This is a genomic window from Photorhabdus sp. P32 (genome assembly GCF_038085095.1).
Taxonomy (GTDB): Bacteria; Pseudomonadota; Gammaproteobacteria; order Enterobacterales; family Enterobacteriaceae; genus Photorhabdus; species Photorhabdus luminescens.
The window spans coordinates 1-10,150 of sequence record NZ_JAZGJN010000174.1 but is presented as its reverse complement, the minus strand read 5'-3'; the positions used below and the strand labels follow the sequence as shown (position 1 = coordinate 10,150).

Sequence of the window (10,150 nt, the reverse complement as noted above, 5' to 3'; positions counted from 1 at the left end):
AACAATTTAAATTTAAATTGTTTTTATTTTATACTGAAAATATTTATATGATTTTTTTGTTTATAATATAAGACGAAATTTATTTGACAGTTTTGTATTTGATGATTATTGTTCATCCCTGATTTGCAGATGTTATTTTAGATATAATAATATCTCTTGTTATTATTTGCTTTAAATATAAATAGCATTTTGTGATGCTGCTCAATTTATTGTTTTTATTGTGGATTTTTATTTTCGCAAATTAATTAATATGGGTGATTATATTTGTCTGATAATAAATTTAAACTGTTTCTAATGTAATGGTTTGTTATTGCATATTTGTTTTTAGATTTAGTGAAAATCTGAGGGTGATTCTTCATTTTAATTACTGATGAACACGAGGTTGTTTTTTTTACAATTGATGTAAAGCAGTAAAAATATCCTCACTATAGAGGATGATAATTATTTGTCCGTCTTTGTTGACAAAATATTTAAAATAAATTGACCACAGGTCATATAGGAGTAAATAAGTGAAATACGATTTTATTGTTGTTGGTTCAGGGGCAATTGCAGGTTCAATCGCCTATGAACTGGCAAGCAGAAATCTTTCGGTCTGTAGGGTTGGAGAGACTGATCGAACCAATGCTGCTTCCAAAGCTGCCGGTGCAATGAATGGTTGTTTTGGCGAAATTACCAGTGGTTTATTAGCGAGTGAACACGGTAAGTTGAAATTGAATATGGATTGTATTTCCAGAGAGCTTTGGCCGGCCTGGGCGCAACGGTTAGCTGACTCTTCCGGTGATGCCCGATCGCTGTTTACCGCTAAAGGTACTCACGTGATACTGAACACTGCCGGGATGGAAGAGATTGACAGTGTCAATTATGACGCCATCGAGCAAACCTTGATCGATTATGCGGCGCCTTATGAAACCGTTGACCCGCGTGAAATTGAGTGGTTAAAGCCCAATGACTTAGTGCGTCCGCTGCGTGCTTTATATATCCCTGATGAACATGCGCTGAACTCGCATTTATTGCTGGAAAAACTGGATGCGGCATTTGTGGCTGAGGGTGGGGTCCTTAAAGCAGAGAATATTAAATGTGTGTTAATCGAAGATGGTTTAGCTACTGGCGTTGAACTGCTGAGTGGTGAGCGTTTAATGGCAGATAAGGTGGTTGTGGCTGCTGGCGCGCATTCGTTGGATCTGTTATCAAATATACCTTCTATTGTTCGCCAAATTCCGCCAATCTTTGCCGGCTATGGGGTATCTATTCTGGTCAAGATGCCGAAAGGCAGAGAATTGCCGACTTCGGTCATCCGTACCCCTAACCGGGCATTTGCCTGTGGGCTGCATTGTGTGCCACGTGGTGATGGCGTGCTGTATCTTGGCGCGACCAATATTCTGTCTGAAAAACCCCGTAGTCAGGCACTGATTTCTGATGTGCAGTTCTTGTTGGATTGTGCGTTAGATCAGTTGGATATTAACTTACATGATGCTGAAATCCTTTCAATTCAGGTTGGCAACCGGCCAATTCCTGCTGATGGGTTCCCGTTGATTGGCGAATGTGGCGTGAATGGTCTTTGGCTGGCTACCGGGACTTACCGTGATGGCTTACATCAATCACCGTTATTAGCGGATTATGTCGCTAATGCTTTGACGGGAGTAGAAAATACACTCATTAATCTTGATGATTTTAATCCAGTTCGTCCTCCGTTAGTGGGTTTCTCCCGTGAGGTGATGGCTAAAGAGACCGCCCAACAAATGTTTGCTACCGGTTACGAATATCGTTGGGATATCAAACCTTACTGGTTGCCGCTGCTAAATGAAGGGATGATGCGCAATTATCAGAATTTAATTGAGTCTCTTCATCCTCAATTCACGCCGCCGCCAGAGCTGGTTGCCTTCTCCCATATTTATGAATCCATGCGTGAACGGTTACGTAGTTACTATGAGGCATGGTCATGAGTTTAGATCAATCTGTTATTGATAAAGCCAGAGAGTTACTGTCAGAGGCCGGCGTTTGGGACGTGGAAGCCGATCTTGATTGCCTGATTGACCGTTATCTGGAAAGGCGCTGTAAAGATCGCGCTCGTGATGAATTTATGCTTGCGGTTCATGAACGCTGTAACCGGGTCCCACTTGGGCATATTGTCGGTACTGTGGATTTTGATGGCTTGCCTCTGACGGTGGGAACGGGGGTATTTATTCCGCGTCCTCATAGCCAGGTTATTCATAAATGGCTGGAGAACGAATATCAAGCGCCTCATGGGGCAGTGGTTCTGGATTTATGCTCCGGTAGTGGCGCCATTGGTTTAGCCATTGCTAAGCGTCGCCCAGATTTAAAGGTCACTTGTGTCGAATATGATGATGTGGCTTTTCAATACCTGACACGCAATATCTATCGGTTGGCGAGTTGGGCGATTAAAGCCGATGCATTAAAAGCGGATTTACGGGATTGGCAAGCATTTTCTCAATTTAACGAATCGGCGGCGTTGATTGTGGCTAATCCCCCTTATGTTCCTGAACAGCAGGAAATATTGCCGGAATGGGAGGAGCATCACCCTTATGCGTCGGTGTATTCGGGGGACGATGGGCTTGATTTAACCCGGTTGATTATCAAACAAGCTAAACAGCTACTGCAATCAGAGGGTTGGTTAGTCATTGAACATGGTGAAAGTCAGGAGGAGAGCGTCAGAGCATTATTTTCAGATGCGGGTTTTTCCTTAGTACGCACCATTATCGATGAAGATATTTCTGACACAACGGGCAGTTCGGTCATTACTGTCGGTTGTAAGCGCATTTGAACTTAGACAATTGGAATCTAAATAATGAATGTAAAACACAAGCAGGATTGGATGACAATTCGCCGGTCACGGACAACCGGAGCTTTAGCACAGGCTATCGATGAAGGTTTGACTAGTTTCACTGTAATAGAACGTCAAGGTAAACAAATTACTACAGAGGAAGGAGAAATCTTTACTGAATTTGTTTCCTGTTCTTATTTGGGATTAGAACATCATCCTGTCTTAATTGAAGCGGCAAATCAGGCAATGTCCCGTACAGGGATACATTTGTCATCATCCCGTGGTGCAATGCGGCCACAATATTTGGGGCAATTAGAGAAACTGTTGGAGGAGATTTATCCGGGTGGTTCTGTTGCTGTGTTTACTTCCACCAGTAATGTTCACCTTGGCGTATTACCGTTATTGGGCAGTGGCTCTTTACCTAGCTATCCCCTTTCCCGGCCTGTACATTGGTTGATGGATAAAACGGCTCATGCCTCTATGCAGGTACTACGCGGTATTCTTGAACAGTTTGGACCGGTATCGCGGGTTGATAGTGCTGATCCGCAGTCGATACAGCAAGCTTTGCAGCAATGCGAGGAGAATCAGCGTACTCCTATTCTGCTGATTGATGGTATTGGTTCAATGAACGGTTTAATTCCGGTTGCCGCGTTAACTCGACAATTGGCCGCTGCCGGAGGTTATGTCTATGTCGATGATGCTCATGGTATTTCCATTATAGGGCGTCATGGCGCCGGTTATGCTTTTGCTGCACTTGACCATATTCTGCCAGCCAACCTCATACTTGCAGGCTCATTATCCAAAGCGTTTGGCGGCGCGGGCGGGTTTGTCGTGGTTGCAGGCGCCGATGATGTCGAAGTGATCAGTACCTTAGCGAATCCTCTGGTTTTTGGTCATTCGATTATGGTGCCGATGTTGGCAGCTAACGTTGCCTCAGCAAAACTTCACCTTAGCCTTGAAATAGAAATTCGGCAGGAGCAGTTGTGGAAAAACATCGATCTGTTTGATTCTTTAATGGATAACGGTTTGATGAATGCTGGTGTGCAATCTCCCGTCCGTGGCGCTTTATTTGAAAATGAAACGGAAGGGCTTGAAGCCGCTCGTTTGCTGCGTAACAACGGCATCTTATTATTCCCGGTATTTTATCCACTGGTCCCAGATGGTAATGCAATGTTGCGTTTTGCCTTCTCCAGTGAGCATAAGGCAGGTGAAATCAAACATTTAGCAAATACCTTATTTGAAATAAGGGAAAAGGGGTTGAATTGGGTGGAGCCACAAGCGGTAGTTCCACAGGTATAATTGACGCCAATTTATCGATAAAGAAGATCATCGAAATGAATCAGTAACGAAGATCAACATATGACTCAATCAATAATAAATAAGCAGGACATATTACAACCTTACAGGGAATCTCTGGATGTTATTAATATGCAGATTCTGGCGCTTCTTTCAGAACGCATGAAAGTCTGCATGAAAATCGCTGAGATAAAAGCGGAACAGGATATTCCGATGATGCAGCCGCAACGTATTACCTCGTTATTGGATATGTTGCGGGATAAATCAACAGATTTTGGGTTACGGCCTGAATATATTGAATCAATATTTCAACTGGTAATCAACGAAACTTGCTGTCGGGAAGAAGAATTGATTGATCAGTTGTTAAACGAGAAAGTAAAAAAATAAATGAAAATACTGCTCATTGATAATTATGATTCTTTTACGCAAAACATTGCTCAATATCTGTATGAAGTGACGGGCAGTGTGCCGTCCGTAGTCACCAATTCTTTGACTTATGAAGAGTTAGCGATAGACGAGTATGATGCGGTAGTGCTTTCTCCGGGGCCAGGGCATCCGGCTGAAAGCAGTGATTTTGGCGTCTGTGCTGAAGTTATTGCACGCGCCAAAGTTCCACTGTTGGGTATTTGTCTCGGTCATCAGGGAATTAGTCTGGCATTTGGCGGCTTTGTAGAACATGCCCCCAATCCGGTACACGGTTATCGCAGCCGCATCAGGAACACCGGAGAAGGATTATTCCTCGGTTTGCCTGAACAGTTTGAAGTGGTCAGATATCACTCATTGGTATGTACCCGGCTGCCTGACAATTTAAAATGTACTGCCTGGACTGATGATGGCTTAATCATGGCGATTGAGCACACCGAAAGGCCGATCTGGGGGGTTCAATTTCACCCTGAATCGATTGATTCTGAATATGGGCGTGAGCTACTTAGTAATTTCGTGCGTATAGCGAAGACGTATAAAGAGAATAACGAACAGGAAGTTGCCGCTCAGAATATATGTACTAATGTCAATGATGCCTATCTTGCGGTAGGCGGAAGACAATATCTCAAGCTGAATTATCGTGAATGTAAGCAGATAGTCGATCCCGAATCCTTGTTTATTCAACGTTACGGCAATGATACGCACGCTTTCTGGCTTGATAGTGAAAACTCTGATAGACCTAATGCCCGCTTCTCAATGATGGGAAGCGGTAATGCACAGGGCGCTGTCAGGCTTGAATACCGTGTACAGACTGAAAGTTTGCGTTTGACTGGCCCTGATGGGGAGAGGATTGTTCAGGGGGATTTTTTCTCACTGATGTCTGAATTGCTTGGTTTTGTGGAAATTTCGACGCCAAAATCGATGCCATTTGTATTTAAAGGCGGCTTTGTCGGTTATTTAGGATATGAATTAAAGGCGCTGACAATTGGCAGCAATAAATATCATTCAGAACATCCTGATGCCAACTTAATATTTACTCCGCATTTTTTTGTATTCGATCATCAGCAGAGTAAACTTTATGAATGCCTTATTACACCAGTAGGGCAGCCACAAAATTGGTCGCCGGAACTTTTAGTGACTAATGCAAAAAATACCGATGAAGTGATACCTGACTTTATTCCTGGCGCGGTTGATCAGAACAAGATTTGTCTGGAATATGGCGCTCAGCAGTATATAGATGGAATCCATAAATCACTTCAATACATCACAGATGGCGAGTCCTATGAAATCTGTCTGACGAATAGGGCAAAGATGGCTTATTCAGGGCATCCGTTGGATGCTTATCGGCGTATGCGCTATGCCAGTCCTGTACCTTATGGCGCTTATCTGGCATGTGGGGATTTTTCTGTACTGAGCGCATCGCCGGAAACGTTTTTACGTATTGATGAGACCAGAAATATTGAATCCAGACCGATTAAGGGGACCCGGCCGCGAGGAAGAACGGCAGCAGATGATCAGCATTTGCAGATGGAACTGAGTCAGTCCACTAAGGATAGAGCAGAAAATCTGATGATCGTGGATTTAGTGCGTCATGATCTTAATCAGGTATGTCGTCCAGGCAGTGTGCATGTACCTGAATTATTTAAAGTTGAGAGTTTTTCTTCCGTACATCAATTGGTTTCGACCATACGCGGTGAATTATGCGAAGAAACATCATCAATGGAGGCTATCCGGGCATGTTTTCCAGGAGGATCAATGACCGGAGCGCCGAAGAAGCGCACGATGGAGATTATTGATGCTTTAGAGTCATCGGCTCGCGGTGTTTACTCCGGCGCGCTTGGATGGTTATCCTTCAGCGGTGAAGTGGAATTGAGCATTGTGATACGTACCGCTGTATTACATCAAGAATGTGCTGAGTTCGGCATCGGAGGCGCAATTGTCGCTCACTCCGATCCTTATGGCGAATTTGAAGAAACATTGGTCAAAGCGAGTGTGCCCTATTTCAGCTTTAGCCATATGACGGAGGAAGTGTGTGAGTAACCATAAGGTGGTCATTCTTGGTGGAGAAGGCGCTATTGGTGCTTTATTGGGGCGCCTTTTTACTCGCTGTGGTCACATGGCTTGCAGTGTTGACAAACGAACGCAGGGAATGCGTTCTTATCACTATCATCCTCATTATTACCAGATTGATATCTTAAATCCGGTTGTTGATGCTGGAGAGGTCTTTAGTGGGGCAAAGGCGGTAGTCTTTGCTCTACCGGAAGCGGTTGCTGTACAGGCATTGCCTTGGGTGTTGTCAGCTATTGGCGATGATGTACAGATCGTGTCAACCTGTTCAGTTCAGGCCCCTTTCTATTCTGCGTTAAGAGCTGCCGCCCCGGGGCAGCCCTTCATTGGTGTTAACCCGATGTTCTCGCCATCTTTGCCGGAACAAAAAAGGCCGGTTGCAGTCATTCTCGATAACTGTCATGTTAGTGAGCATTGGATTGAGCGGGTATTGACGCAGGCTGATATGCGCATCAGCAGAATGATGCCAGAGGAACATGATCGGGTTATGGCGCTTTGTCAGGCTTTGCCCCATGCTGCGATACTGATTTTTGGCTTGGTGTTGGCGAAAAGTCCGTTAGATATTCGTACTTTGGCAACTATTGCGCCGCCGCCTATGCGTACAATGCTGGCGTTATTATCAAGGATTTTACGCAATCCAATGGAAGTGTACTGGGACGTTCAATATGAAAATCCGATGGCTGCCGAACCGCGTCAGGGGTTGCTGCATGCCATACAACAGTTAGATTCGATAGTACAGGCTGGCGATCAAACTGAATTTGGCAATAACCTCAGAGATATTGCGCAACAACTGGGGGAACAGCTCGATATCAGTGCTGCTGATTGCCAGCATATTTTTTCAACGCTTGAATGATAATAGGAAAGGAGTTGAGGGGATGTCGTTAAATAGAGTTGCTGAGGCTAACGGGCGGGCAGGACTCAGAAATTGGCTGGGATTGCTGATATTGATGTTACCAGTACTGTTGGTGACGGTGGACAATACGATTTTAAGCTTTGCTTTACCGAAAATTGCGGAAGCTCTGGGACCCAGTGCAAGTCAGCAATTATGGATAATTGATGCTTATTCGTTGGTATTGGCTGGTTTGCTGGTATCAATGGGGAGTATTGGCGATCGTGTTGGTCATCGTTCATTACTGTTATTTGGATCTTTGGGATTTACTGTTATTTCGGTGTTCACCGCACTGTCAACTTCACCTGAACAATTGATTATAGGGCGAGCCGTACTTGGATTTTTTGGTGCGATGCTGATGCCTTCAACTTTGGCGTTGATCAGCACTCTTTTTGAGGATCGTGAACAGCGTCGAGTGGCTGTTGCTATTTGGGCGACAACATTAACTATCGGTTCGGCCGTAGGTCCCGTAGTCGGTGGTGTGTTATTGCAGTTTTTCGATTGGAGTTCAATTTTCCTATTGGCAGTACCGGTATTAGTACCGTTGCTGATCTTCGGGCCGATGTTATTGCCTGAGTCCGATAAAAAACAGACTGGCATTATCGATGTGTATAGCGTTTTATTATCGATCATCGCTATGGGTGGTATTGTTTACGCGATTAAACACCTTGCCAGTGATGGGTTTGAAATAAGTGTCATACTCGAACTGTCGGTTGGTCTTATTGCTGGTGTGCTATTTGTTCGCCGGCAACAGCGCCTGCCTGTACCGTTGATGGATCTTTCCCTGTTCCGTAATGGTATGTTTACCGGTTCGGTTATTGTTAACTTACTGAGTTTGGCATTGCTGGTGGGTTTTGTCTTTTTTGCCACACAGGTCTTGCAAATCGTACTCGGTATGGAGCCGATTTTGGCTAGCCTGGCACTGGTTCCCGGGCAAATCATGGCGATTGTGATGGGTATGGCGATAGTGCCGATTGCTCAACGGGTGCCGGCTCATTATCTGGTGCCAATTTTGCTGAGTATTGCAGGTATTTCATTTCTTCTGGTCGCGAGTATCGGCAGTGATTTAGTCACTCTGATTGTTGCTTTCGCATTATTAGATATTAGTGTGGGGGCCATTGCTTCGGTGTCTAACGATTTGGTGCTTTCGTCAGTCCCTTCTTCTAAAGCAGGGGCGGCATCATCAATAAGCGAAACGGCTTATGAAGTGGGTGTTGTACTTGGTACGACGATTCTGGGGGGATTGGTCACTGCTTTCTATCGAATAACATTGCAATTGCCGAATGAGATCTCTCAGGAACAGGCTGGATTGGCTTTAGAGACGTTAGCGGGGGCTTACGTTGTTGCGAACTCATTAGCTGAATCAGAGGGACAAAAACTGATGGCAGCGGCATCGGAATCATTCACCAGCGCTATTCATATGATGAGCTGGATGACAGCGGCACTGACCGCAGTGGTGGTATTGCTTGCTTGGCGTTTGCTGAAAGCTCCGCAGAAAACTCAAGTGCTTGAATATTGATTGTGTCTTATTGTGCAGCCGTTGGTAACGGCTGCACTCGCTCACCCCGGTCACATAGTTCGCTATGCTCCCGGGGATTCTCTCCCTTGCCGTCGCGATGCATCTTGAAATTCATAGGGTATATAGCTTCATTAAGGCTATTTTATTTATTTTTTGTCGGTCATTTAGTAATTTATTTTTGGCATTAATTTATTTAAAAATTGAAAATTATTCGTAAAAAGATCTTGTTCTTAATTGTTTTTACCCTTTACTGAAGTTACATATATAATTTCATCATCAAATAATATCTATATACTCGTCATCTTTCAAGTTGCCTCTTTGTTGGCTGCACTCACTCACCCCGGTCACATAGTTCTCTATGCTCCCGGGGATTCGCTCCTTTGCCGTCGCGATGCATCTTGAAATTCATAGGGTATAGGTTTCTGTCTGGCTGTTATTTATGAACGATACAATCATACTCATTATTTGTATTTTACAATAGTACCTGATGAGACAAATATAAAATTAAAAGTTTTAATTAGTACATGTTAAAAGGTAGTGATGTATCACAGAAATATTCTCCATAATTAATGAAAAAAATTAAAAATTACACTAATATTTAAAATTGTGTAATTTGAATTTTGCATCCAATTGTGTCTGTAAAGTGAACAAATATTTACCTGATTAATTCTCACAGGAATTATTTCTGGCATGCCAGATGTTGAAATACTTATATTCTTTGCCAGAAAAATTGATGTTTTCGCTATTGCTAAATTTGGTGATTAACCAGAGGCAATATTCTGGCTATTAGTAATATATATGGACTTAAATTCTGGAGAATATCTATGAATAAAATAAGAACTGTTGCCGAAACTTTGGCAATATTACATCAGAATCATCATCCGGTTGGTATAGAACGGCAGCCGAATCAACTTAAGACCTCGGATTTTGGCGGCAAGGTAATATTCTCTAACGATCCGAGGGCAGCGACTGTGCCCCCGGCATTTTTCACGGTACAAACCATACAGGAGCTGAAGGTACTTGGCGGTATACCTGACAGTGAATATGGCCCCGGTAGAATGGAACCTCATCATCCGTTACCTGAACCGTTTTCAGTTGAACGACTGGCGGATGTCTCGGGCAATCATATTGATTTATGCAAAGCTTTTCGGGCCTATATCTATGGTGATTCTGC

At 43.8% G+C, this 10,150-nt stretch carries 7 protein-coding genes and 1 pseudogene; all 8 read left to right on the top strand.

The genetic code is table 11. The features are described from left to right. Window positions 1–509: 509 nt before the first annotated feature. Window positions 510–1,943 carry an NAD(P)/FAD-dependent oxidoreductase gene (locus V2H77_RS01845; protein WP_265378525.1) on the top strand — a complete coding sequence of 478 codons (1,434 nt, stop codon included), beginning with the start codon at window positions 510–512 and terminating at the stop codon, window positions 1,941–1,943. Further along, the gene (locus tag V2H77_RS01840) at window positions 1,940–2,782 is read left to right on the top strand and encodes a HemK/PrmC family methyltransferase (protein ID WP_341497433.1); all 843 of its coding nucleotides are present in this window, start codon (window positions 1,940–1,942) and stop codon (window positions 2,780–2,782) included. The genes V2H77_RS01845 and V2H77_RS01840 overlap by 4 nt, the downstream gene beginning before the upstream one ends. Before the next feature lie 24 nt (window positions 2,783–2,806). Then, window positions 2,807–4,081: an aminotransferase class I/II-fold pyridoxal phosphate-dependent enzyme gene (locus tag V2H77_RS01835; RefSeq protein ID WP_341497432.1), complete on the top strand. Its 1,275-nt coding sequence runs from the start codon at window positions 2,807–2,809 to the stop codon at window positions 4,079–4,081. A 60-nt stretch (window positions 4,082–4,141) separates the two neighbouring features. Continuing rightward, window positions 4,142–4,465 carry a chorismate mutase gene (locus tag V2H77_RS01830; RefSeq protein ID WP_341497431.1) on the top strand — a complete coding sequence of 108 codons (324 nt, stop codon included), beginning with the start codon at window positions 4,142–4,144 and terminating at the stop codon, window positions 4,463–4,465. Next, complete coding sequence (gene pabB, locus V2H77_RS01825; protein ID WP_341497430.1) at window positions 4,466–6,541, top strand: aminodeoxychorismate synthase component I; 2,076 nt, start codon at window positions 4,466–4,468, stop codon at window positions 6,539–6,541. Then, window positions 6,534–7,421: a prephenate dehydrogenase dimerization domain-containing protein gene (locus V2H77_RS01820; protein WP_341497429.1), complete on the top strand. Its 888-nt coding sequence runs from the start codon at window positions 6,534–6,536 to the stop codon at window positions 7,419–7,421. The genes pabB and V2H77_RS01820 overlap by 8 nt, the downstream gene beginning before the upstream one ends. Window positions 7,422–7,443: 22 nt before the next feature. Further along, window positions 7,444–8,976, top strand: a complete 1,533-nt coding sequence (locus V2H77_RS01815) for an MFS transporter (RefSeq protein WP_341497428.1) — start codon at window positions 7,444–7,446, stop codon at window positions 8,974–8,976. Window positions 8,977–9,800: 824 nt separating this feature from the next. Beyond that, window positions 9,801–10,150, top strand: a pseudogene (locus V2H77_RS01810) (hypothetical protein); the annotation flags it as partial.